We start from the raw sequence: 23519 nt of genomic DNA, 5'->3' as shown, positions 1-23519 counted from the left end.
GCTGTGGGAGATGCGACCCAAGCCGGCGTGCCGCATGTACCGAGTGCTCAAGAAACCTGGGTTCGAATTACCTGGACAAAAATTCCTTGTGGAACTGTTGCCGTTTGAATTTCGGATCAATGCTTTCCGATGCGCTTTCAAAAATATGAGCGGGAAAAGATTTTTTGAGAACTTAACGAGAATTGAAGCTCATGGCAGCAAAAGATTTACAAAAATCAACGATCCCCACTGGCAAGGAAAAAATCCTTCTCGTAGCACTGGTAGATAGCGATTTGTCCAGAAGAAATTATTTCCGCCAACAGCTGGACGTTTTGGGTTGCGCATCGCTGGCATTTGATTCACCGAACGAGTTGATGGCCGACCAATTTGACTCCTGCGAATTTGGATGCATGATCGTCACCCCGCAGGATGACTATATCCATTCGCAAATGCAAGCCGCAATGGAAAGGTACAACTCGCCAATGCTGCTTGTGGCCGCCCAGGATAATTTTCCAGCGATATCACTGTTGGAAAAGTCTTTTTTAAACTCCAATAGTGTCGATGTGATCCATGAGTCTTGCAGCAGACATGAGTTGAATTGGCGGTTGAATTTTTTGAAGCGTCAGGCAGCCAATGCGGCTGTCAGTGCCGACTTTTTTAATTTTGGCATCTATAGCTTCGATATAAAGCGACGGCAGGTCTGGGTGGGTGAGGAAAAAATCTCCCTGCGGCCGTTGGAGTTCGAGCTTTCTCTCGAGCTTTTCCGGAATATCAACTCCCTGTTGACCAGGGAAACCCTCTACACCAAGCTCTGGGGCGAGTCGGTCTGTTCCATAAAATCCAGAAAGCTTGATGTCTGCGTTTCGAATGTGAAAAAGAAAATGCGCATCAATGAAGACGAGGGACTTTCGTTGAGATCGATCTATGGGCGAGGCTATGAATTGAATTCAATGAATTCGTGAAAAATTCGTCCGCAATTCATCTGCCCCGTATCCGTGGCTCTTTTGCCCGGAAGATCGTCAACACACTCTCAGACCAGACAGGTTCCGCCCAAGGTGCTTCCGCCGCACGAGCCTGCAGAGATCCGGCCGGTGCTGTTTCGATACATCGTCACGACGACAACAAGCCCGCCTCAACGTCTCTGCAAAAGACCGTGGCTCGCAGAGACACGCTACGGTTCACCAGGAGATCGGCAACTGTTGGGTGTTGGCCTGTAGAGGGCTGAAGCTCAGGCGGCGATATTCGAGCTGCCAATAGGCATCGTCGCGCGCGACCCGTGGTTCATCGACCGCTCGCCTCGTGCATCGGAGAACTTGTTGCGCTGTGCACTCCCTCGCTGATCTGCGAGAAAGTCCGAACGCCTAGGACGAGGTGGGAAGGGAGGGTTGGGAGGTCCGCCGCTTCAATTCGGCCGTTCGTTGGTCAACTACACTAGGCGCCTTGGGGAAGGCTGGCCGAGCGGTTTAAGGCACCAGTCTTGAAAACTGGCGAGGGTGCAAGCCCTCCGTGGGTTCGAATCCCACGCCTTCCATACCTGAGCTCGGCGTCCTGCAGGTTGGCCGGCTCACCAAAACCGGTACGCATCCTCAAAGGACTCAGCGAAATCCAGTCACGCGCCAAGGATTGCGCGCCAGGACGACTGCGATGCGCGTCGTCGATGCGTTCTGGAGCACGAAGCCGCTTGCGACGACAAGGTGAAGCACCCAAAGACCACGGGAATCGACCGGCGGACACAGCAGTCCGCACGGCCGATCGCCTCGGTCACGAACTCGCCGGCCGCGGCCCCAGCGGCTTGCCACCGGCGCCACCCCTGAAGGTCATCGGTGCAGCTGTCTGCACCTGCCCCACGCCCGGCTTGCTCCAGTCGCACACGCCTTGTGCAAAGGCGACCTGCAGGCGCGACCACTGGCCGGGCGAGAAGGCGACGGGCGCGTAGTCGGACGCGGCCAGCGGCTTCAGTTGGCACTTCAGGATGTCTTCCGTCAGCGGCCCACCGGCGACCTGGCGCGGCGAACCTTGCGGCAACAGCACCGGATCGGCGTCGCAGGTTGCCGTGTCCCGCACCTTGGTCGAGAACGTCGTGTCGGCCGACAGATAGCACAGGTCCGATGCGGCAGCCGGCTTCGCGGCGGCCACCTGCTGCTGGGTGCGCTCGGCGTTGGTCCATTCCTTCGGGCTCGAAGTCACCAGGCCCGTGAGCCAGGCATCCATCGTGAGAAACGATTCGACGGGGATCGAAGGCGGCGTGCCTGCCGGACCGAACCGCCACAGCGCATGGTTCGCATGCCCGCCCGCCGCCGCATCGATGCGGGCCCGGTGCGAGTAGCTGCGCCAGTACTGGTGGATGCCGGCCTGGCCGATCGGGAGGTTGTAGGTCTCGTCGTAGGCGCGAAGGTCGATCGTCGCCACCTTGGCGAGATTGCCGCCGGGCGAGACGAGCCCGGCGCGGTAGGCGATCGACAGCGAGTCGGCGTCCGCCACGGCGCGTGCGGTGGAGAGGTTGCCATCCGTGTCCGGGCCACCGACCTTCTCGTTGAGCGTGACGAACTCTTCGGAGGAGATCGCACCCGACTTCAGCGCCTTGAGGCCGTACTGGATGCCGACGTTGTCCAGGTTGCTCAATCCGCGCATGCCGCTGGGGGCCAGGGCGTTTGCCGTCGTGCCATAGACGCTGGACGCGCCGTCCGTGATGCCGCAGCGCGGCCCGGTGGGGTTGGCCGCGGGGTCGTAGACCAGGGAGGTCGGGAGCTGGCAGTTGTTGGTCGGCGCTCCGGTCGGCACGATCGCGCCGGTGGCGTTGTCGGCCACGCCCAGCGGCGTGTAGTTGCCGGCTTTCAGGAGGCCGCCGAAGAAGGTCAGCCACCCATGGCAGGCGGTGTGGTCGAGGTGCCCGCTGATCGCTTTCTTCTTTGCGTTGACCTGCACCGGGGTCGCGCCCGCCTGCAACGCCGTCCACGCCGGCGACTGGTAGAAGTTGACGAGCTGCACGCAGTCCATCACCTCCATCGCCGTCGTCTCGGAGTCGGCGAAGTCCACGCCCAGCTGCGTGCCGTCGATCACGCCGGGCAGCAGCGAGGCCACGCTGTTCTGGTTGATCGCGCCACCGGAGCCGCCGTTGCCCATCATGTAGAGCACCTCGCCATAACTGTCGATGACGTGCTCCTTCATCATCAGCGTCGTCTCTGCGACCAGGTAGCGGTTTCCGTTGAGCTGGGAGTCGGTCATGCTGTTGTCCACGACCATGAAGCCGCGCGACAGCGCCGCATCGTCGGCCCAGTTCTGCGACGAGCGGAACTGGCGCCGCGGAAAGCCCGTGCCGGCGCCGAACGAATAGAGCAGCTTCCTGTTCCATTGGGGCTGCGGCGAGGTCGCGGTCCATGCCGGGGCCGACGGGTCGAACAGCACTGCGATGTCGTAGATGCCGCGATTGATCGTGCCGCGCTCCACGCGAACGATGTACGGCACCTTCGCGCCGGTCGTGGTGGTGGTGCTCGCGACCGCCGATGCGGGCGTCGTGCCCGACACATAAGGCTGCAGGCACGAGTTGGCCGGCGTCGGCGGAACCGGGCCGCCCGCAGCGGCAGGGCTGGGATCGGGCAGCACGAACGAGCAGCCACCGTCGCCCGGCGCCGCCGTCACCGGGGTGAGGGTGCGATAGAAGAGCTTGAACTCGGTGGCGATGCTGCACTGCGCATCGGTGGCGTGGGTCGAGAGGCCGCTGGCGTTCGACGCAGGCGTTGCCCCCGCGCCGGTCGTGGGCGCTGGCGTGGCGCAGACGTACGGCGTGAACTGCGTGCTCGACAGCACCGGCCCGCTGCGCGGTGCGTTGACGACCGTCAACGTGGCTTCGCGGTCGAGCTTGGTGCTCGCCTTGATCGTGTTCGACCCGACAGCCAAGCCGGTGGCGACCCCGGTGATGCGGCCGTCGGCGCGCTTGGCGAATGCGCCGGTGATGTCGTTGCCGTTCAGCGTGACTTTGAGGCCGCCGATGTTGCCGCCTTCGGGAACCAGCTCGACCAGCACATCGCCACCGCTGACCAGGTCGGCGCGGGTCGACAGCGTGCGCACCTCCATATGGCCTGTGGCGCCACTGCCGCCGCCGTCTCCGAAGCTCCAGGGAAACCCGCCACCACCACCACCGCCGCCACCGCAAGCGACAAGCAACAGGGACAGGCCCGCCGCCGAACCGGCCTGGAGCATCTGTCGAGGAAGGCGCATCGGCGCGCGCGTCGGTTGGGTCATGGGTTGTCTCCTGTCCTGCGCTGTAGCGCATGCCCTTGGGGCCGAACGGCCCGAACGAGGCGGCGCGCACCTTGGACGTGGCCATTTTTGGGTGACTCGGGGCCGCCCGCCCTATCCGGACGATGCCATCGGCATGACTTTCGGGACGCTCGAGGGTTTGCCCTCGGGGCGAACACAGGGCGGGGGACGGTCAGGCGGCCGGAAGAAATTTCCTGACATGCGCCGCGAATGCCGCCGTCAACGCCGTTGGCGCTTCGCGGTCGAACGCCAGCGTGACGCCGACGCTCGGGAGGTCGGGAAACCCTTGCGCCGGCGTGAGGATCTGCAGATCGTCGGGAACGGCCGTGCGCGTCAGCACGATGACGGCCTGGCCCGAGCGCGCCATGCCGACCAGGCCCGAGAGGCTGCTGCTGGCATAGGCGAGCCGGTAGGCGCGGCCCGCGGCCTCCAGCGCCTGCCTCGGCAGCCGGTGGTCCAGCGCATCGGGTGCGCCCAGCGCCAACGGCAGCGGGTCCAGCGACGCGGCGGCGCCGTCACGGTGCGCCACCCACACCAGTGGTTCGCGGCGGATCACGTCGTCGCCAGCGGCATCGCCCGCCACCGACACCAGCGCGAGGTCGACCGCGTGTCGCGCCAGGAGCTCGTGCAGCCGCGGCGTCGGCGCGCACATCACTTCGAGTTGCACCCGCGGGTGCAGGCTCGCAAAGCTCTGCAGCAGGTACGGCAGGAAGACGACCGCATAGTCGTCGGGGCAGCTGAAGCGCAGCACGCCGGACAGTTGCTCGCCGCGCAGCTCGGCCAGCGCTTCGTCGTGCTTGCGCAGGAGTTCGCCCGCGCGCACGAGGAGCCGCTCGCCGGTCGCGGTGAGCGTGACGCCTCGACCGGTCCGGTGCAGCAGCGGCTGCTCGACGATGCCTTCGAGTCGCTGCATCTGCATGCTGAGCGCCGATTGCGTGCGGCCTACGCGAAGGGCCGCCTGGCCCAGCACGCCCGTCTCGGCAATGGCGACGAAGCTGCGCAAGAGATCGATGTCCAGCGATTGGCTCACGGCATGAATTCTCCTGATAGCTGATGTCAAAACAATTCGCTTCCCCGCGGCGGCGGCCCTGCGTAATGTGCGTCATTTTGATCGGCAGGCATCCAAATGAGCAGGAACGACGACCCCAGGTTCTGGCAGCAGGCCCGGCAGCATCTGGTGCGCTACGGCGGTAGCTTCGAGCCTTTGATCATCGAGCGCGCACAGGGCTGCTTCGTCTACGACGCCGATGGCCGCGGCATCCTCGATTTCACCTCGGGCCAGATGAGTGCGTTGCTGGGCCACTCGCATCCGGACATCGTGGCGGTGGTCACGGAGCAGATCCGGTCGCTGGACCACCTCTTCAGCGGCATGTTGTCGCGGCCGGTGGTGGCGCTCGCCGCGGAAATTGCGCGGCACGCACCGCCCGGGCTGGAGCGCTGCCTGCTGCTGAGCACCGGCGCGGAGTCGAACGAAGCGGCGCTTCGCATGGCCAAGCTCGTCACGGGCCGGCACGAGGTGGTGGCCTTCACGCAGTCATGGCATGGCATGACCGGCAGCGCAGCCGCGGCCACCTATAGCGCCGGCCGCAAGGGCTACGGGCCGGCCGCGGCCGGCTCGCTGGCCATTCCGGCGCCGAACGCCTACCGGCCGCGCTTCACCACGGCGGAGGGCGCGCTCGACTGGCGCCGCGAACTCGACGACGGCTTCGAGCAGGTCGACCGGCAGTCCACCGGCGCGCTCGCCGCGTTCATCGCGGAGCCCATCCTCAGCAGCGGCGGCATCCTCGAACTGCCGCCGGGCTACATGGCGGCGCTCAAGAAGAAGTGCGAGGAGCGCGGCATGCTCTTGATCCTGGACGAGGCGCAGACTGGCGTCGGCCGCACCGGGCTGATGTTCGCGTGCGAGCGCGACGGCGTCGCCCCCGACATCCTGACGCTCTCCAAGACGCTGGGCGCGGGCCTGCCGCTGGCGGCGATGGTGACGACCGCAGCGATCGAGGAAGAGGCCCATGCGCGCGGCTTCCTGTTCTACACGACGCATGTCTCCGACCCGCTGCCGGCCGCTGTCGGGTTGAAGGTGCTGGAGGTCGTGGAGCGCGACGGGCTCGTCGAACGCGCACGCGTCGCCGGCGAGCGCATGCAAAAGGGACTGCTGGCGCTGCAGTCGCGCCACGAATGCATCGGCGACGTGCGCGGCCGCGGCCTGCTGCTCGGGCTGGAAGTCGTTGCCAGCCGCGAGACCCGCGAGCCCGCCTTCGAGCTCGGCGAGGCCGTCACGCGTGAATGCATGAAGCTCGGTCTGAGCATGAACATCGTGAAGCTGCCGTCGATGGGCGGCGTCTTTCGGATCGCGCCACCGCTGACGATCAGCGACAGTGAGATCGACCTCGGCCTGGAGCTGCTCGACAAGGCGATCGGGACGGCCGTGCGAGGGGCGTAGCGAACAGACCCTAGCTGTCCAAACCCCGCGTCTCCGACGGCCGCTCCCCGAAGCGCGCACGGTACTGCGCCGCAAAGTGCCCCAGGTGAAGAAACCCGTACTTCTGCGCTACCTCGCGCACGCCGGTTCCAACGACGCCGGCTGATGACTGCAGTTCGGCCCGCACCTTGTCGAGCCGGGTCTCGCGCAGAAACTCCATTGGTCCCCGCCCTGCATGCTCGCGAAACGCCAGCTGCAATGCGCGCGCACTGCAGCCGACTTCGCGGCAGATGTCGGCCAACGACAAGGGAAGCTCGGCATTGGCCGCCATGTATTCCTGCGCCCTGCGGACCACACGCGGCAGCAGGCGCCGCCGGGCGTCTCCGGCGAGGGCGCGCGAGTGGTTGTGCCCTGCCGACATCAGCAAGCTGGACATCAGGTACGCCTCGGCATGCTCGGCCAACGGGCTGCCAGCCTGCAGCGCATTGCCGGCGTCGAGGGTGAGCCGCAGGTAGTCGATGAAATGCACCAGCGGCGCCAGCACGGGGTTGTCCAGCGGCACGCCGAGGTCGAACACCAGCGGCTGCCCCACGGGCGCCTGAAGCAGGGACTCGAGCCGCGAGAGCAATGCCGATCGCGCCAGCTGCACGATCAGGTGCGGACTCCCGTCCGCCCAGCGCATCGAAAGCGGCTCGGTCGGCGAGGGCAGTGACGCAAGCCGCGGCGTCGCGTCCACATGTTGTGCGCCGCAGCGGATCTCTGCGCCGCCGCGCAGCGGAATCTGCAGCAGGAAAAATTCCTTCAGATACCCGGGGTCGATCTGCACGCCGGGCCCGTACTGCACGTAGTTGAGGCTCACGTCCCGGTGCAGCCGCGCGCTGTGGTGGCAGGCGTCCAACTCGGTGCGCGGCTTCAGCATCACCAGCCCGTGCGGGCAGAACACGCGGGCGACGCTTTCGCGGGCCTCGTCCATGTCGTGGCTCTCGAACAGCCGATAGCGCTGCAGCGGCAGAGACAACGATGGGGTCGTGAGGGTTTCCATGGGGTGAAGGCACCGTAGCAAAAACCATCCCCGCCCACAATTCGGGCCACCCCTTGGCGAAAACCTGCGCGCCAGGGACATCGCCTGCGTTTTCGGGACTCTCCTGAGGCCCGCCCCCTCGTAACGTTCGCTCCACAGGCCAGCCGGGCCTGCCGATCGACCAACCGAGGAGAGCAAGCGTCATGTTCAAGGGACTCGCAGGCAAGAGCGCCATCGTCACCGGCGGCGCCACATTGATAGGCGTGGGGCTGGTGCGCGCGCTGCACGCGGCCGGCGTGAAGGTGGTCGTCGCCGACATCGATGCCGACAACGGCCAGGCGCTGGCCGATTCGCTGGGCGCTGGCGTGCGCTTCGTGCGCACCGACATCACCGACGACGCACAGGTGCAGGCCTGCGTGGCCGAGGCGGCCGCACGGCACGGCGGGGTGCACTTTCTCGTCAACCTGGCGTGCTCTTATGTAGACGACGGCTTCAAGTCGCCGCGCGCCGACTGGCTCACCTCGTTCAATGTGAACGTGGCGAGCGCGGTGGCGATGCTGCAGGCCGCGCACCCGCACATGGTGGCGGCCGGCGGCGGGGCGGTGGTCAATTTCACGAGCATCTCGTCGCGCGTGGCGCAGACGGGGCGCTGGCTCTATCCGGTGAGCAAGGCCGCGATGGCGCAGCTCACCCGCAACATGGCGATGGACCTGGCGCAGGACAACATCCGGGTGAACAGCGTGTCGCCGGGCTGGACCTGGTCGGCCGTGATGGAGCGCCTGAGCGGCGGCGACCGCGCCAAGACCGATCGCGTGGCCGCGCCCTTCCACCTGCTCGGGCGCGTCGGCGATCCGGACGAGGTGGCGCAGGTGGTGCTGTTCCTGTGCTCCGACCACGCGAGCTTCGTGACCGGCGCCGACTACGCGGTGGACGGCGGCTATTCCGCCATGGGTCCCGAGCAGGCCGTGCCTGCCATTCCCCTGTTGATGGACTGACCCGCTCCCCAGCGGAGCATCAAGGAGCAAATGAAATGAAGCGAATCGCCATCGTCGGCGCGGGCCAGTCGGGCCTGCAACTGGGGCTCGGCCTGCTCGCGGCAGGCTACGAGGTCACGATGTTCAGCAACCGCACGGGCGAGGACATCCGCCACGGCAAGGTGATGTCGAGCCAGTGCATGTTCGACACCTCGCTGCAGATCGAGCGCGAACTGGGGCTGGATCATTGGGCGAGCATTTGCCCCACGGTGGATGGCATTGGCCTGGCCGTGCCGCACCCCGAGCAGAAGGGCGCCAAGGCCATCGACTGGGCTGCGCGGCTGCATTCGAGCGCGCAGTCGGTCGATCAGCGCGTGAAGATCCCGGCGTGGATGGACGAATTCCAGAAGAAGGGCGGCGAACTCGTCTTCAAGGACGCGGGCATCGACGAGCTCGAGGCCTGCACGCAGAGCCACGATCTGACGCTGGTGGCGAGCGGCAAGGGCGAGATCTCCAAGCTCTTCGAACGCGATGCGCACAAGTCGCCGTACGACAAGCCGCAGCGTGCGCTGGCGCTGACCTATGTGAAGGGCATGGCGCCGCGCGAGCCGTTCTCGGCGGTGTGCTTCAACCTGATTCCCGGCGTGGGCGAGTACTTCGTGTTCCCGGCACTGACCACGACAGGGCCGTGCGAGATCATGGTGTTCGAAGGCGTGCCCGGCGGGCCGATGGACTGCTGGGCCGACGTGAAGACGCCCGAGGAGCACCTCGCGCGCAGCAAGTGGATCCTCGACACCTTCACACCCTGGGAGGCCGAGCGCTGCCGCGACATCGAGCTCACTGACGACAACGGCATCCTCGCCGGCCGCTTCGCGCCGACGGTGCGCAAACCCGTGGCAACGCTGCCTTCGGGCTGCAAGGTGCTGGGCCTGGCCGACGTGGTGGTGCTCAACGACCCGATCACGGGCCAAGGCTCCAACAACGCGGCCAAGTGCGCCGACACCTATTTGAAAAGCATCCTCGCGCGCGGCGATGGCGCAGCCGACGCGGCCTGGATGCAGCAGACCTTCGACCGCTACTGGTTCGGCTATGCGCAATGGGTCACGCAGTGGACCAACATGCTGCTAGCGCCGCCGCCGCCCCATGTGCTCAACCTGCTCGGCAGTGCCGGCGCGGTGCCGCCGCTGGCCAGCGCCTTTGCCAACGGCTTCGACGATCCGCGCACCTTCTTCCCGTGGTTCTCCGATCCGGCTGAATCGGAGCGCTACATCGCAAGCTGCGCGGCCGTCGCGTAGCCCGGAGCGAACCCATGAAACGACGCGTGGCCATCGTCGGCGCCGGGCAGTCCGGCATGCAGCTCGCGCTCGGCCTGCAGCGCGCGGGGCATGAGGTGACGGTTTTCTCGAACCGCAGCGCGCGGGAAATCGCCGAGGGGCCGGTGATGTCCAGCCAGTGCATGTTCGAGACCGCGCTGCAGGCCGAGCGCGAATTGGAACTGGACTGGTGGGCGGACGAATGCCCCTCGGTGGAGGGCATCGGCATCGCGGTGCGCAACCCGGAAGGCGGCAAGGCCATCGAATGGCGCGCACGGCTCGACGGGCCCGCGCAGTCGGTGGACCAGCGGCTCAAGATTCCCGCATGGATGGCCGAGTTCGAAAAGCGCGGCGGCCGGCTGGTGCTGAAGGACGTGGGGCTCGACGACCTGGAGACCTGCGCGCAACTGCACGACCTGGTCGTCGTCGCGAGCGGCAAGGGCGAGATCTCGCAGCGCTTCGAGCGCGACGAGGCGCGTTCGCCCCTCGACCAGCCGCAGCGCGCGCTGGCGCTCACCTATGTGAAGGGCATGAAGCCCGCCCAGCCGTATGCGCGGGTGTGCTTCAACCTGATTCCCGGCGTGGGCGAGTACTTCGTGTTCCCGGCGCTGACCACGACGGGGCCGTGCGAGATCATGGTGTTCGAGGGCGTGCCGGGCGGCCCGATGGACTGCTGGGCCGATGTGAAGACGCCGCAGGAACATCTGGCGCGCAGCAAATGGATCCTCGAGACCTTCCTGCCCTGGGAAGCCGAGCGCTGCACCGACATCGAGTTGACCGACGACAACGGCATCCTCGCGGGCCGCTTCGCGCCCACGGTGCGCAAGCCCGTGGCCACGCTGCCTTCGGGGCGCCAGGTGCTGGGCCTGGCCGATGCGGTGGTGCTCAACGATCCGATCACGGGGCAGGGCGCCAACAACGCGGCCAAGTGCGCCGACATCTACCTCAAGCGCATCCTCGAACACAGCGATGCGCCGTTCGATGCCGCATGGATGCAGGAAACCTTCGACCGCTACTGGGAGGGCTACGCCCGCTGGGCCACCGACTGGACCCACAGCCTGCTCACCCCGCCGGCGCCGCACCTGCACAAGCTGCTGCAGAGCGCGACCCACATGCCCGCGGTGGCGAGCACCATCGTGAACGGCTTCGACGATCCGCGCGTGTTCGCGCCCTGGTGGTTCGACGCCGCCGAGGCGGACCGCTTCCTGGAAGCCCGCGCGCGCGAGGCCGTGGTCGACCGCTTCGACCGGCGCGACTTCCGCAAGGCGCTCGGTCAGTTCAGCACCGGCGTGACCGTCATCACGACCCGGGCCATCGATGGCCGGCGCGTGGGCATGACCGCCAATTCGTTCTCGTCGGTCTCGCTCGATCCGCCGCTGGTGCTGTGGAGCCTGGCGCGGCAGGCGCCGAGCGTGGCCGACTTCACCGGTGCCAGCCACTTCGCGATCAATGTGCTCGCGGCGAACCAGCATCACCTGTCGCGGCAGTTTTCGACGCCGCAGGCGGACAAGTTCGGTGGCGTGGACTGCTGCGAGGGCACGGCCGGCGTGCCGCTGCTCAACGGCGTCATCGCGCGCTTCACCTGCCGCAACGTGAAGCAGTACGACGGCGGAGACCATCTCATCTTCATCGGCGAGGTCGAGCGCTACGATCGCTTCGACGGCGAGCCGCTGGTCTTTCATTCAGGCTACTACCAGGTGACGACACGACACCCGGAATGCATGCAGTGAGCACGCGGCCCGCATCGCCACCCCACCTCACCCACGGAGCAGTTCACATGCAGCAAAAAATCCGCATCCAGGCCACCGACGGCAGCGGCAGTTTCAACGGCTATCTCGCATTGCCCAAGGCCGGCAGCGGCCCGGGCCTCGTGATCGCGCAGGAAATCTTCGGCATCAACCACACGATGCGCGAGGTGGCCGACTACTACGCGGAAGAAGGCTACGTCGTGCTGGTGCCCGACCTCTTCTGGCGCCAGGAGCCCGATGTGGAGCTCGGCTACAGCGAGGCCGACTGGCAGCGCGCCTTCGCGCTCTACGGCGGCTTCGACGAGGCCAAGGGCATGGAAGACATGCAGGCCGCGATCACCGCATTGCGCCAGCGGCCCGAGGTGCAAGAGAAGAAGGTCGGCGTGCTCGGCTTCTGCCTCGGCGGCAAGCTGGCCTACCTGGCTGCGTGCCGCACCGATGCGGATGTGGCCGTCGGCTACTACGGCGTGGGCATCGATGCCGCGCTCGACGAGGCCGAGCAGATCAAGCGCCCGCTCACGCTGCATATCGCCGAGCTCGACAAGTTCTGCCCGCCCGAGGCGCGCGACCGCATCGTGCAGGCGCTGTCGGGCCGGCCCGGCGTTTCGCTCTACGTGTACTCCGGCATGGACCACGCCTTCGCGCGCAACGGCGGCGAGCACTTCCACAAGCCCTCGGCATTGATGGCGCACGAGCGCAGCATCGCGGCGCTCAAGGGCGCGATCGGTCCGAACTACGACCTCTCCGCGCTCTGGGACAAGCACTGCGAGTACGAATTCGGCACGCGCAATGTCGACGACACGATGGGCACCATGGTGGCCGAGCCGTATGTGAATCACATCCCGACCATGACGGGCGGCGTGGGCTACAAGGCACTGCACGCGTTCTATACGAACCACTTCGTCAACAGCAATCCGCCGGACACCTCGCTGGTGCCGATCTCGCGCACCGTGGGCGCATCGCAGGTGGTCGACGAAATGCTGTTCTGCTTCACGCACACCACCGAGATCCCGTGGATGCTGCCCGGCGTGCCGCCGACCGGAAAGCGCGTGGAGATCCCGCTGCTCGCGGTCATCAAGTTCCGCGGCGACAAGCTCTACCACGAGCACATCTACTGGGACCAGGCGAGTGTGCTGGTGCAGGTCGGGCTGCTCGACCCCAAGCTGCTGCCGGTGGCAGGCGTGGAGACGGGGCGCAAGCTGCTCGATGAAACCTTGCCGTCGAACACCTTGATGCAGCCGAGAAGCTGAGGTCAGGGCGGCGCGCGCCCTTTGTCTCAGCTGCTCTGCCGCAGCATCAGCTCGAAGCCCAGGTCCACCGTGCGCTCGGCCACCGTCTCCGCGCGCATCAGCGACAGCAGCATGGTGGCCGCGCGCTCGCCGATCTCGCGGCGCGGGGTGTGCACCGTGGTCAGCGGCGGCAGCATCTGGTCGCTGCCGCCCAGGTCGTTGAAGCCGGCGATCGCCACGCGCTCGGGCACCGGCACGCCGGTGCGCAGCGCGGCAAGCAGCGCGCCTTGGGCGAGGTCGTCGTTGCAATAGAAGATGGCGTCCACGTCGGGGTGGCGCGCGAGCAGGTCCTCGAATTGCCGGCCGCCGAGCGCCATGGACGTGGGGCCGGGCGCCAGCAGTTCGAGCGCCGGGTCGTGGCAGCCGGCGGCGCGCAACGCCTCGCGATAGCCCTCCAGCCGCATCATCACGCGCGGGTCGAGCTGGCCGGCGGCATAGGCGATGCGGCGGCGGCCGCGCGCAAGCAGGTGCTGCACGATGGCGCGGCCCGCATCCTGCTGCGAAAACCCGACGCTGTGGACGCCGGGCGCGGCCGAGGTTTCCATCAGGTACACGCAGGGCGCGTCGCTGCGCTCGAGCATCCGCAAGGCCGCGGCGCTGCGGTCGAAGCCGGTGAGCAGCAGGCCCGCCGGCCGCTGCGAGAGGTAGCTGCGCAGCAGCGCCTCTTCCTGCGCGGGGTCGTAGTGGGTCACGCCGATGAGCGACTGGAAGCCGTGCGGCGAAAGCGCGTCCTGCACCGCCTCGAGCAGTTCCACGAAAAGCTGGTTGGTCAGCGACGGAATCAGCACCGCCACATGCGAACTGCGCGCCGAAGCCAGCGCGCGCGCCGCCACGTTGGGCACGTAGCCGAGCTGGTCGACCGCCGCCTGCACGCGGGCCTGCAGGTCGGGCGACACATTGCGCGCGCCGCGCAGGGCGCGCGACACCGTGATCGGGCTCACGCCTGACACGCGGGCCACGTCGTCGAGCGTCACGTGGCTGGAAGAACGGGAGCGTGGGCGCTCGGGGGCGTCGGCCATGGTGGATGTCTAAGGGTTATTACCAAGATTGGATTGGACAGCGCTGTCCTAGGATAGCGCTGTCCAGCCTCGTGCCGGTTCGGGAAAAACCCGAGCGTGCCAGAGCGCTGTTTTTTTGGATTGTGCGGGATAGCGCTATCCCATCCATCGGCCACCTTTGCAACGGCCGGATATTCAGGAGACAACACATGTTCGGAATGAGCAAAGAGGTTTTCCTGCTCGTCGATGCCCTGGTGGCGATCCTCGGGCTGATCCTTCTGATCACGCGCTGGCGCGTGCACCCCTTCATCGCGCTGACCCTGGCCGCGGGCTTCCTGGGCCTGACCTCGGGCATGCCGGTGGACCTGGTGATGAAGTCCTTCCAGGACGGCTTCGGTGGCGTGCTCGGCTTCGTGGGCATCGTGCTCGGCCTGGGCACCATGCTCGGCAAGATGATGGCGGAGTCGGGCGGCGCCGACCGCATCGCGCGCACGCTGATCGACGCGTTCGGCAAGGAACGCGTGCACTGGGCCATGATGTTCGCGGCCTTCCTGGTGGGCATTCCGCTCTTCTTCGAGATCGGCTTCGTGCTGCTCATTCCGCTGGTGTTCATCGTGGCGCGGCGCACCGGCGTGTCGCTGATCCGCATCGGCATTCCGCTGCTGGCGGGCCTTTCCGTGGTGCACGGCCTCGTGCCGCCGCACCCGGGCCCGCTGCTGGCCATCGGCGTGTTCGGCGCCGACATCGGCAAGACCATCTTCTACGGCCTTCTCGTCGGCCTGCCCACCGCGATGATCGCGGGCCCGATCTTCGGCAAGTACATCTCGAAGTACGTGCCGGGCGAAGCCTCGCCCGAGCTGCTGGCGCAGTTGGCGCGCGAGCCCGAGGCGCGCGAGCTGCCGGGCTTCGGCATCACGCTGGTCACGATCCTGCTGCCGGTGGCGCTGATGCTGCTCAAGACCTTCGCCGACGTGGCGCTCGACGACAAGAACATCGTGCGCCAGTGGCTGGACTTCATCGGCCATCCGATCACCGCGCTGCTGGCGGCGCTCTTGCTGTCGCTCTACACCTTCGGCTATGCGCGCGGCTTCACCAGCAAGCAGATCATGAAGTTCGTGGACGACAGCTTGGCGCCCACCGCGGCCATCGTGCTGATCATCGGTGCGGGCGGCGGCTTCAAGCAGATGCTGGTGACCAGCGGCGTGGGCAACGCGATCGGGCAGATGGCGCTGCATGCACAGGTCTCGCCGATCCTGCTGGCGTGGCTGGTGGCGGGGCTGATCCGCATCGCCACGGGCTCGGCCACGGTGGCCACCATCACCGGTGCGGGCATCGTCGCGCCGCTCGCCACCCTGGTGCCGGGCGTGAACCTCGAACTGCTGGTGCTGGCCACGGGCGCGGGGTCGCTGATCCTGTCGCACGTCAACGACGCGGGCTTCTGGCTGGTCAAGCAGTACTTCAACATGACGGTGGCCGAGACCTTCAAGACCTGGACGGTGATGGAAACGCTGATCTCGGTCGTGGCCCTCGCGTTCATCATGCTGCTGAGCCTGGTGGTCTGAACGCGATCACCTGAACCTGATCACTTAGGCAAGGAGACAAGCCATGGGCCGCATCGTCATCGGGGTCGACATCGGAACCACCAGCACCAAGGCGGTGGCGTTCACGCCCGCGGGGCGTGTACTGGCCCACCACGCGGTCGATTACCCGCTGCTGCAGCCCGAGGCCGGCGCCGCCGAGCAGGAGCCCGAGCAGATCTTCCAGGCGGTGCTCGCGGCCATCGCGGGCTGCGTGCAGGAGAGCAAGGCCACGCCCGCCGACGTGCTCGCCGTGTCCTTCAGCGCGGCCATGCACAGCCTGATCCTGGTCGACGGCGCGGGCGTGCCGCTGACCGCCAGCATCACCTGGGCCGACCAACGCGCCGCGCGCTGGGCCGAGCGCATCCGCGACGAATGGGACGGGCTGGCGATCTACCGCCGCACCGGCACGCCGATCCATCCGATGTCGCCGCTGGCCAAGCTGGTGTGGCTGCGCCACGAGCGCGCCGAGCTCTTCGTGAGTGCGGCGCGCTTCGTCGGCATCAAGGAATACGTGTTCTTCCGGCTCTTCGGGCAGTGGCAGATCGACCATTCGATCGCCTCGGCCACGGGGCTCTTCAACATCGAGCGGCTCGACTGGGACGAAGGTGCGCTCGCGCTCGCCGGCGTGCGCGCCGACCAGTTGCCGCGCCCGGTGCCGACCACCTGGCACATCGAAGGCCTCGCGGCCGATGTCGCGGCGCAACTGGGACTCGCGACCGACACGCCCTTCGTCATCGGCGCCAACGACGGTGTGCTCTCCAACCTCGGCGTGAACGCGGTGGCGCCCGGCGAGGTGGCCGTGACCATCGGCACCAGCGGCGCGATGCGCACCGTGGTCGACCACCCCATGACCGATCCCGAGGGCCGCACCTTCTGCTACGCGCTCGCCGAGCGGCGCTGGGTGGTGGGCGGACCGGTGAACAACGGCGGCATCATCCTGCGCTGGGTGCGCGACGAGTTCGCTTCGGCCGAAGCCGAGACCGCCAAGCGCCTGGGCATCGACACCTACGAGGTGCTCACGCGCATCGCCGAGCGCGTGTCGGCCGGCTCCGAAGGGCTGGTGTTCCATCCCTTCCTCACCGGTGAACGCGCGCCTTACTGGAACGCCGACCTGCGCGGCTCCTTCTTCGGGCTGGGCATCCATCACCGCAAGGAGCACATGATCCGCGCGGTGCTGGAGGGCGTGATCTTCAATCTCTACAGCATCCTGCCGGCGGTCGAGTCGATCGCGGGGCGCAGCGCGCACATCAAGGCCACCGGCGGCTTCGCGCGTTCGGGCATGTGGCGCCAGATGATGGCCGACGTGTTCGACCGCGAGGTGGTGGTGCCCGAGAGCTTCGAGAGCTCCTGCCTGGGCGCCGCGGTGCTCGGGCTCTATGCGCTGGGCCATGTCGATTCGCTCGACGTGGTCGCGGGTATGGTCGGCGCCACGCACCGCCACACGCCCAATGCCAAGAACGCCGCGCTCTACCGGCAGCTGCTGCCGGTGTACCTCTCGCTGCCGCGCAAGCTCGGCGAGGAGTACCGGCTGCTCGCGGCGTTCCAGCAGCAGACGGCGATGCCGCCGCCGGCTCGCAAGAGCTGACGCCATTCGACCCGTTGTTGCCCGTTGGAGATCTGGTCTTGCTGAAAACGATGCCGCCGGCCTCCGCCTTCCGAGCGCATGCGTCCCCAGCGCGCCCCTACACCACCGCGCGTGCCCGTCCGCACGACGCGCGGGGCGGCGCAACATCCGAGCCCGCCGTGCCTGCGCTGGCGGAGCCCCGGGTCACCATTCACTGCGAAACCTCATCCGCGGCCTCGGTGCGCGGCAACGATGCGAATTGCCTGCACGAGCACGAGCTGCACCTGATCGGCGCTGCGCCGGCGCGCCTGCGCGTGGGCAGCGGCATCGACGAGGAAACCCATCGCTTCGCGCCCGGCACCGTGGTGTTGCTGGGCCCGCGGCTGCCGCACAGCCTTGCGTTCGAGCACCGTCCGCTGCATGGTGCGGGCAACGCCGGCAGCCTGGTGCTGCGCTTCGGCGACGAGCCGCTGCGCCGCGGCATGGAACTGTTTCCCGAACTGCGCGATGCGGCGCCGCTCCTGGCGCGCGCGCGGCAGGGCGTGCAGTTCGTCGGACTGAACGAAGGCATCGTCTCGCGGCTGCGGCGCATCGAGATGCTGCAGGGCCTCGCGCGCTTCGCGGAATTCACCGTGCTGCTCAACGAGCTCTCGCAATGGTCCGAATACCGGCTGCTGGCCGATGCCGCGTTCACCGACGATTCGTTGGGCGAGCCCGGGGCTGCGACGCGCATCCACAAGGCGCTCGACCACATCCGCGACAACTACGTGGAGGAGCTCTCGCTCGCCGAGGTCGGCGCGGTCGTCGGCATGCGCGAGAACGCCTTCTCGCGCAGTTTCCGCCGCGCGACCGGCCAGACCTTCACCGACTTCGTGATCGGACTGCGCGTCGCGCGCGCCTGCCGCCTGCTGGCCTCCACGCGCCAGCAGGTGAGCAGCATCTGCTATGAGGTGGGCTTCAACAACATCTCGAACTTCAACCGGCACTTCCGTCGCATCAAGGGCATGACGCCGGGTGAATTTCGAGCGGGAACTCAGAAGGTGTGAATGAATTCGGCGTGCCCGAGCAGCCCGCTCAGGCGCGCCCGATCAAGGCGCAAAGCACAGCCATAGCTCGGGCTATGGCGAGCATTTGCAACGCCGAGCGGGCGCGTCTGGGTGGGATGAGCGGGCATGGCGGATTCGTTCACACCTTCTCAGAGTCCCAGCGCCTTCGCCACCCCCGCGCCGTAGGCTGGATCGGCCTTGGTGCAGTTGTCGATGTGGCGGCGCTTGATGAACTCCGGCGCATCGCCCATCGCGCGCGCCGTGTTCTCGAACAGCACCTGCTGCTGCTCGGGCTTCATCAGCCGGAACAGGTCGCCGGGCTGCTTGTAGTAGTCGGCATCGTCTTCGCGGAAGTTCCAGAAGTCGGCATCGCCGCGCAGCTTGAGCGGCGGCTCGCGGTAGTCGGGCTGCTCCTGCCACTGGCCGAAGCTGTTGGGCTCGTAGTGCAGCGTGCCGCCGTAGTTGCCGTCCACGCGCATCGTGCCGTCGCGGTGGTTGCTGTGCACCGGGCAGCGTGCGGCGTTCACCGGAATCTGGTGGTGGTTCACGCCCAGCCGGTAGCGCTGCGCATCCGAGTACGCAAAGAGGCGCGCCTGCAGCATCTTGTCGGGCGAGACGCTGATGCCCGGCACCAGGTTGTTGGGCGCGAAGGCGCTCTGCTCGACGTCGGCGAAGAAGTTCTCGGGGTTGCGGTTGAGTTCCATCACGCCCACTTCGATGAGCGGGTAGTCCTTCTTGGGCCAGACCTTGGTCAGGTCGAAGGGGTGGTAGGGCACTTTCTCTGCATCGGCTTCGGCCATCACCTGCACGTAGAGCGTCCACTTGGGAAAGTCGCCGCGGCCGATCGAATCGAACAGGTCGCGCTGGTGGCTCTCGCGATCACCGCCCACGAGCGCCGAGGCTTCGGCATCGGTGAGGTTCTTGATGCCCTGCTGCGTCTTGAAATGGAACTTGACCCAGAAGCGCTCGTTCTGCGCGTTGACGAAGCTGTAGGTGTGCGAGCCGAAGCCGTGCATGTGGCGGTAGCTCGCCGGAATGCCGCGGTCGCTCATCACGATGGTCACCTGGTGCAGCGCCTCGGGCAGCAGCGTCCAGAAGTCCCAGTTGTTGGTGGCGCTGCGCATGTTGGTCTTGGGGTCGCGCTTCACCGCCTTGTTCAGGTCCGGAAACTTGCGCGGGTCGCGCAGGAAGAACACCGGCGTGTTGTTGCCCACCAGGTCCCAGTTGCCTTCCTCGGTGTAGAACTTGAGCGCGAAGCCGCGGATGTCGCGCTCGGCATCGGCCGCGCCGCGTTCGCCGGCCACCGTGGTGAAGCGCGCGAACATTTCGGTCTTCTTGCCCACGGCGGCAAAGAGCTTGGCGCGCGTGTACTTCGTGATGTCGTGCGTGACGGTGAAGGTGCCGAAGGCGCCCGAGCCCTTGGCATGCATGCGCCGCTCGGGAATGATCTCGCGGTTCAGGTTGGCCAGCTTCTCTAGCAGCCATACGTCCTGCATCAGCACGGGGCCACGGGGGCCGGCGGTGAGGCTGTTCTGGTTGTCGACCACGGGCGCGCCGAAGGCAGTGGTCAGCGGGGTCTTCTTCGGGGTATCGGATGGGTTGGTCATGGAGCGTTCTCGTGGGTGGGGAGAGGGACGCGCGGTCTTGTTGTCTGGTCGCCGGCGCAACGAAGCGCATGATGCCATTTCCCGCCATCTTTCGGGCAATGGCGCGGCGCATGCCAGCAGTCAGACTTTCGCGTCGTGGCCGCGCCGACGGCGTTCGGCACGGGTGCGCTCCAGCGTGGCCTGGCTCCTTCCGGCAGCCGCTTCGCATTTCTCGTGAAGCGCGATCAGCTCGCGGTCGGTGAGCTTCTCGATGCCCATGAATTCGTCCTGGGCGTTGGACGACCGGATCAGTTCGTCGAGCTTCGTCTGCAGCGCCACGCCGTCGCGGTTCTGGGTGTTCTGGATCAGGAACACCATGAGGAAGGTCACGATGGTGGTGCCGGTGTTGATGACCAGCTGCCAGGTTTCCGAGAAGCCGAAGAACGGTCCGGCCACCGCCCATGCAACGACCACAGCCACGCACACCAGGAAGGTGAACGGGCTGCCCGCGATACGCGCGGTCTTGCTGGCGAACAAGGCGAACAGGTGATCCATGAATGACAGTGCTCCTTCTTGCGCCGAAGGTGCCCGCGGCCGTGCCTGGCGTGTGTCGTCCGGCGCCGCGAGCGGGTCTTCATGAAGATGCTGTGAATGCGTCGGCGAGAGCCCAGTGTCAGGGTCTGCGTTTGTACCTGGGGAATATATGAAGCGTATATACTTTGTGCATATTCCATATTGAGGCTGCCGATGGGCATCGTAAAGATTTCAGACCTGATGCACGAGAACCTGCGGGTGGCGGGCAACGCCCTCAGCCGGTCCATCAACTCGCAGGCCGAGCACTGGATGCGGGTCGGCATGCTGACCGAGATGCACCCGGAACTGGACTACCGGGAAATCTGCCAACTGCTGATACAGGCCGAACTCGCAGGAGGGCTGGACATCGCCGCGGCCGTCACGGCCCAGCCCGGCAAGCCCCGCTCACCCTCGGCTGGAAAACGCTGATGGCGCGCGACATCGTCATCAAATCCGCCGAGGACATCGAGATGGCGCGGCGGGCCGGCCAGCTTGCCGCGGAGGTGCTCGCCATCATCGAGCCGCACGTCGTGCCGGGCGTGAGCACGGAAGCGCTCGACCGGATCTGCCACGACCACATCGTGAATGTCCAGGGCGCCATTCCGGCCAACGTGGGGTACCAGGGGTATCCGAAGACCATCCTTACTTCCGTCAACCAGGTGGTCTGTCACGGGATCCCTTCGCCCGACAAGATTCTGAAGAAGGGCGACATCGTCAACATCGATGTCGCCGTCATCAAGGATGGCTGGTTCGGCGACACCAGCCGCATGTACTTCGTGGGCGCCCCGAGCGTGCTTGCGCGGCGGCTGGTGGAGACGACCTACGAAGCCATGCTGGCCGGCATCCGCCAGGTCAAGCCCGGGGCGACGCTGGGCGATGTGGGCCATGCCATCCAGTCGGTGGCGCAGCGGGAACATTTCAGCGTGGTGCGCGAATACTGCGGACACGGCATCGGCCGGGTCTACCACGAGGACCTGCAGGTGCTGCACTACGGGCGGCGCGGGGAGGGACTCAGGCTGGAGCCGGGGATGGTCTTCACCATCGAACCGATGCTCAACGCAGGCCAGCGCGAAACCAGGCAATTGCCCGACGGGTGGACCGTCGTCACGAAGGACAGGTCCCTGTCCGCCCAGTGGGAACACATGGTGGCCGTGACGCCCGAGGGATATGACGTGCTGACGACGTGGCCGGGAGGCACGGGTACCTACGCGCCGGTTTGACGCCCGGCTCGCGCCCCCTCCAGCCTCAAGCTTTCGACAACCGCCGCCGCGCCTTCACCGCCGAAGCCAGTCCCTCGAGCACCGGCACCGTCTGCGCAAACCCGATGCACGCATCGGTGATCGAGACACCGTGCTTCAACGCGACACCCGGCTTCAGGTCTTGCCGCCCTTCCTCGAGATGGCTCTCGATCATGAGGCCCGTGATGCGCCGTTCGCCGCCCGCGATCTGCGCCGCCACGTCTTCGGCGACCACGATCTGCCGCTGGTGCTGCTTGCTGCTGTTGCCGTGCGAGACATCGATCATCACCTGCGGCCGCAGGCCGTTCGCCAGCAGCGCCTGGCAGCTCGACTCGACATCCGCGGCCGAATAGTTGGGGGCCTTGCCGCCGCGCAGGATCACATGGCAGTCGTCGTTGCCGCGCGTCTCGAAGATCGCGGCCATGCCCATCTTGGTCATGCCCATGAAGGCATGCGGCGCTCGGGCTGCGAGGATGGCGTCGGCCGCGACCTTGACGCTGCCGTCCGTGCCGTTCTTGAAGCCGACCGGGCAGCTCAGGCCCGATGCGAGCTGCCGATGGCTCTGGCTCTCGGTGGTGCGTGCGCCGATGGCGCCCCAGGCGATCAGGTCGGCAATGAACTGCGGGCTCAACAGGTCGAGGAACTCGGTGCCGGTCGGCAAGCCCAGGGTGGTCAGCTCGAGCAGCAGGCGCCGCGCGCGCTCCAGTCCTTCGTTGATCGCAAAGCTGCCGTCCAGGTGCGGGTCGTTGATGTAGCCCTTCCAGCCGACGGTGGTGCGCGGCTTCTCGAAATAGGCGCGCATCACGATCAGCAGATCGTCCTGCAGCGAATCGGCAACCTTTTTCAGGCGCTGCGCGTATTCGATGGCCTGGTCGTGGTCATGGATGGAGCAGGGGCCGACCACGACGATCAACCGGTCGTCGCGGCCATGCAGCACGTCGGCGATCGCCGCGCGGCTGCTCTCGACCAGCGCCAGCGTGTTGTCGCGCACGGGCACGCGCTCCTGCAGCAGCGCGGGGGTGATGAGCGGGCGAACGGCGCCGATGCGCACGTCGTCGATCCGGGTGGTGTCGAGCGTGCTGTCGCGGGAGCCGATTTCTGCGTCGTGGAGGGGGTCGTCGAGGCGGGGCATGGTCGTGGTGTCGATTTCGAATGGAGCTTCCTCGATTGTCCGTCCGAAGGCGATCACCCGGCTGTCTCGCCCTCGAAGCCGTGGAAGACCGTGAATGCTTCCACCGGCTCCCTCGGCATTGCAAGACGGTGCAGTGCCGCATCCGTCTGCGCGTAGCCCAGCGACATGCCGCACACCACCGTCTGCCCCGCCGGCAATTGCAGGCATTCGCGGATGACCGGTTCGTGCCGCACGAAAGACACCTGCGGGCAGGTGTCGAGTCCGCGCGCTTTTGCCGCGAGCATGAAAGTCTGCAGGAACATGCCGTAGTCGGCCCAGCTGTGCGGCATCAGCCGCTCGTCGATCGTGAAGATGAGGCCAATCGGCGCATCGAAGAACAGGTAGTTCCTCCCCGTCTGCGTGTAGCGCGCGACGGCATCCGCGCGATCGATGCCCAGCGTGGTGTAGTAGCGCGTGCCGAAATCCGATTGCCGCGACTTGCACGGCGCGGGCAGCTCATCCGGGAAATGCCGGGAGGCCGGCAGATCGTCGCGCTCGTGCGAGCGCAGTAGCGCCTCGCTGAAGCGGCGCTTGGCGTCGCCTTCGAGCACATGCACCGACCAAGGCTGCGTGTTCGAGTTGCTCGGCGCACAGCGCGCGACCTCGAGGATTTCCACGACGAGCGCCTTGGGAACCGGCGTGGGCTGGAAGGCGCGAACCGCCGCACGCGAGCGGATGACCTCGTCGACGACGTCTCGCGCTGCGCCGTCCGTAGGGGGAGTTTTCATCATGGCGCGATGCTCGCACGCAGGTGCGCGGC

The 23519-nt window shown here is 66.7% G+C and carries 19 protein-coding genes, 1 tRNA gene and 1 pseudogene; 13 read left to right on the top strand and 8 right to left on the bottom strand.

The annotated features are described in order from the left end of the window. Positions 1-191 precede the first annotated feature (191 nt). Positions 192-941, top strand: a complete 750-nt coding sequence (locus ACSFA7_RS26250) for a winged helix-turn-helix domain-containing protein (RefSeq protein WP_435502062.1) — start codon at positions 192-194, stop codon at positions 939-941. Between the two features lie 482 nt (positions 942-1423). Next, positions 1424-1510, top strand: a tRNA-Ser gene (locus ACSFA7_RS26245). A gap of 230 nt (positions 1511-1740) precedes the next feature. Here ACSFA7_RS26245 and ACSFA7_RS26240 read toward each other — a convergent pair. Both ACSFA7_RS26240 and ACSFA7_RS26235 read right to left on the bottom strand, forming a co-directional pair. Then, positions 1741-4221 (bottom strand): DUF6351 family protein, encoded by a 2481-nt coding sequence (locus ACSFA7_RS26240; RefSeq protein ID WP_435502061.1) that lies wholly within the window; start codon positions 4219-4221, stop codon positions 1741-1743. Positions 4222-4411: 190 nt separating this feature from the next. Further along, positions 4412-5269: a LysR family transcriptional regulator gene (locus ACSFA7_RS26235; RefSeq protein ID WP_206175269.1), complete on the bottom strand. Its 858-nt coding sequence runs from the start codon at positions 5267-5269 to the stop codon at positions 4412-4414. Between the two features lie 96 nt (positions 5270-5365). Between ACSFA7_RS26235 and ACSFA7_RS26230 the strand changes: the two genes are divergently transcribed. Further along, the gene (locus ACSFA7_RS26230; protein ID WP_435502060.1) at positions 5366-6679 is read left to right on the top strand and encodes an aspartate aminotransferase family protein; all 1314 of its coding nucleotides are present in this window, start codon (positions 5366-5368) and stop codon (positions 6677-6679) included. Between the two features lie 10 nt (positions 6680-6689). Here the strand turns inward: ACSFA7_RS26230 and ACSFA7_RS26225 are convergent, their stop codons facing one another. Next, the gene (locus tag ACSFA7_RS26225; protein ID WP_435502059.1) at positions 6690-7700 is read right to left on the bottom strand and encodes an AraC family transcriptional regulator; all 1011 of its coding nucleotides are present in this window, start codon (positions 7698-7700) and stop codon (positions 6690-6692) included. Positions 7701-7882: 182 nt separating this feature from the next. Between ACSFA7_RS26225 and ACSFA7_RS26220 the strand changes: the two genes are divergently transcribed. The 5 genes and pseudogenes from ACSFA7_RS26220 to ACSFA7_RS26200 all read left to right on the top strand — a co-directional run bounded on the left by ACSFA7_RS26220 (position 7883) and on the right by ACSFA7_RS26200 (position 12964). Then, on the top strand, positions 7883-8674 hold the full coding sequence (locus ACSFA7_RS26220) for an SDR family oxidoreductase (RefSeq protein WP_435502058.1): 792 nt from the start codon (positions 7883-7885) through the stop codon (positions 8672-8674). 35 nt (positions 8675-8709) lie between these two features. Then, complete coding sequence (locus ACSFA7_RS26215) at positions 8710-9948, top strand: styrene monooxygenase/indole monooxygenase family protein (protein ID WP_435502057.1); 1239 nt, start codon at positions 8710-8712, stop codon at positions 9946-9948. Positions 9949-9962: 14 nt separating this feature from the next. Continuing rightward, positions 9963-11195: pseudogene (locus tag ACSFA7_RS26210) on the top strand (styrene monooxygenase/indole monooxygenase family protein); the annotation flags it as partial. Then, complete coding sequence (locus ACSFA7_RS26205; protein WP_435502128.1) at positions 11172-11696, top strand: flavin reductase family protein; 525 nt, start codon at positions 11172-11174, stop codon at positions 11694-11696. The pseudogene ACSFA7_RS26210 and the gene ACSFA7_RS26205, both read left to right, overlap by 24 nt. 47 nt (positions 11697-11743) lie before the next feature. After that, positions 11744-12964 (top strand): dienelactone hydrolase family protein, encoded by a 1221-nt coding sequence (locus ACSFA7_RS26200; protein WP_435502056.1) that lies wholly within the window; start codon positions 11744-11746, stop codon positions 12962-12964. A 26-nt stretch (positions 12965-12990) separates the two neighbouring features. On the opposite strand, the gene gntR is transcribed toward ACSFA7_RS26200, so the two are convergent. Next, positions 12991-14022, bottom strand: coding sequence for an HTH-type transcriptional regulator GntR (gene gntR, locus ACSFA7_RS26195; protein WP_435502055.1), 1032 nt, complete (start codon positions 14020-14022; stop codon positions 12991-12993). Positions 14023-14210: 188 nt separating this feature from the next. Between gntR and ACSFA7_RS26190 the strand changes: the two genes are divergently transcribed. From ACSFA7_RS26190 to ACSFA7_RS26180, 3 genes are all read left to right on the top strand, one after another. Then, positions 14211-15563, top strand: a complete 1353-nt coding sequence (locus tag ACSFA7_RS26190) for a GntP family permease (RefSeq protein ID WP_435502054.1) — start codon at positions 14211-14213, stop codon at positions 15561-15563. Positions 15564-15606: 43 nt separating this feature from the next. Further along, complete coding sequence (gene gntK / locus ACSFA7_RS26185) at positions 15607-17166, top strand: gluconokinase (protein ID WP_435502053.1); 1560 nt, start codon at positions 15607-15609, stop codon at positions 17164-17166. A 158-nt stretch (positions 17167-17324) separates the two neighbouring features. After that, positions 17325-18191 (top strand): helix-turn-helix domain-containing protein, encoded by an 867-nt coding sequence (locus ACSFA7_RS26180; RefSeq protein WP_435502052.1) that lies wholly within the window; start codon positions 17325-17327, stop codon positions 18189-18191. Between the two features lie 149 nt (positions 18192-18340). On the opposite strand, the gene ACSFA7_RS26175 is transcribed toward ACSFA7_RS26180, so the two are convergent. Both ACSFA7_RS26175 and ACSFA7_RS26170 read right to left on the bottom strand, forming a co-directional pair. Further along, positions 18341-19798, bottom strand: a complete 1458-nt coding sequence (locus ACSFA7_RS26175; protein WP_435502051.1) for a catalase — start codon at positions 19796-19798, stop codon at positions 18341-18343. A 120-nt stretch (positions 19799-19918) separates the two neighbouring features. Beyond that, entirely contained in the window at positions 19919-20332 is a 414-nt protein-coding gene (locus ACSFA7_RS26170) for a low affinity iron permease family protein (RefSeq protein WP_435502050.1), read from the bottom strand. Positions 20333-20524: 192 nt separating this feature from the next. On the opposite strand from ACSFA7_RS26170, the gene ACSFA7_RS26165 reads away from it, so the two are divergent. Both ACSFA7_RS26165 and map read left to right on the top strand, forming a co-directional pair. Then, positions 20525-20779, top strand: coding sequence for a ParD-like family protein (locus ACSFA7_RS26165; protein WP_435502049.1), 255 nt, complete (start codon positions 20525-20527; stop codon positions 20777-20779). Continuing rightward, the gene (map, locus tag ACSFA7_RS26160) at positions 20779-21570 is read left to right on the top strand and encodes a type I methionyl aminopeptidase (protein ID WP_435502048.1); all 792 of its coding nucleotides are present in this window, start codon (positions 20779-20781) and stop codon (positions 21568-21570) included. The genes ACSFA7_RS26165 and map overlap by 1 nt, the downstream gene beginning before the upstream one ends. A gap of 25 nt (positions 21571-21595) precedes the next feature. Here the strand turns inward: map and ACSFA7_RS26155 are convergent, their stop codons facing one another. Both ACSFA7_RS26155 and ACSFA7_RS26150 read right to left on the bottom strand, forming a co-directional pair. Beyond that, a complete protein-coding gene (locus tag ACSFA7_RS26155) occupies positions 21596-22720 on the bottom strand; it encodes a 3-deoxy-7-phosphoheptulonate synthase (RefSeq protein ID WP_435502047.1) in 1125 nt (374 codons plus the stop codon). Between the two features lie 53 nt (positions 22721-22773). Next, entirely contained in the window at positions 22774-23487 is a 714-nt protein-coding gene (locus ACSFA7_RS26150) for a nitroreductase (protein ID WP_435502046.1), read from the bottom strand. Positions 23488-23519: the final 32 nt, after the last annotated feature.

Source organism: Variovorax trehalosi, from assembly GCF_051216415.1.
GTDB lineage: Bacteria > Pseudomonadota > Gammaproteobacteria > Burkholderiales > Burkholderiaceae_C > Variovorax.
This window is presented reverse-complemented; position numbering and strand designations above follow the sequence as displayed.

Coding starts and splice junctions, on each gene's coding strand:
- ACSFA7_RS26250 (WP_435502062.1), top strand. CDS start 192: ATGGCAGCAAAAGATTTACAAAAATCAACGATCCCCACTGGCAAGGAA.
- ACSFA7_RS26240 (WP_435502061.1), bottom strand. CDS start 4,221: ATGACCCAACCGACGCGCGCGCCGATGCGCCTTCCTCGACAGATGCTC.
- ACSFA7_RS26230 (WP_435502060.1), top strand. CDS start 5,366: ATGAGCAGGAACGACGACCCCAGGTTCTGGCAGCAGGCCCGGCAGCAT.
- ACSFA7_RS26225 (WP_435502059.1), bottom strand. CDS start 7,700: ATGGAAACCCTCACGACCCCATCGTTGTCTCTGCCGCTGCAGCGCTAT.
- ACSFA7_RS26220 (WP_435502058.1), top strand. CDS start 7,883: ATGTTCAAGGGACTCGCAGGCAAGAGCGCCATCGTCACCGGCGGCGCC.
- ACSFA7_RS26215 (WP_435502057.1), top strand. CDS start 8,710: ATGAAGCGAATCGCCATCGTCGGCGCGGGCCAGTCGGGCCTGCAACTG.
- ACSFA7_RS26200 (WP_435502056.1), top strand. CDS start 11,744: ATGCAGCAAAAAATCCGCATCCAGGCCACCGACGGCAGCGGCAGTTTC.
- gntR (WP_435502055.1), bottom strand. CDS start 14,022: ATGGCCGACGCCCCCGAGCGCCCACGCTCCCGTTCTTCCAGCCACGTG.
- ACSFA7_RS26190 (WP_435502054.1), top strand. CDS start 14,211: ATGTTCGGAATGAGCAAAGAGGTTTTCCTGCTCGTCGATGCCCTGGTG.
- gntK (WP_435502053.1), top strand. CDS start 15,607: ATGGGCCGCATCGTCATCGGGGTCGACATCGGAACCACCAGCACCAAG.
- ACSFA7_RS26175 (WP_435502051.1), bottom strand. CDS start 19,798: ATGACCAACCCATCCGATACCCCGAAGAAGACCCCGCTGACCACTGCC.
- ACSFA7_RS26170 (WP_435502050.1), bottom strand. CDS start 20,332: ATGGATCACCTGTTCGCCTTGTTCGCCAGCAAGACCGCGCGTATCGCG.
- ACSFA7_RS26165 (WP_435502049.1), top strand. CDS start 20,525: ATGGGCATCGTAAAGATTTCAGACCTGATGCACGAGAACCTGCGGGTG.
- map (WP_435502048.1), top strand. CDS start 20,779: ATGGCGCGCGACATCGTCATCAAATCCGCCGAGGACATCGAGATGGCG.
- ACSFA7_RS26155 (WP_435502047.1), bottom strand. CDS start 22,720: ATGCCCCGCCTCGACGACCCCCTCCACGACGCAGAAATCGGCTCCCGC.
- ACSFA7_RS26150 (WP_435502046.1), bottom strand. CDS start 23,487: ATGAAAACTCCCCCTACGGACGGCGCAGCGCGAGACGTCGTCGACGAG.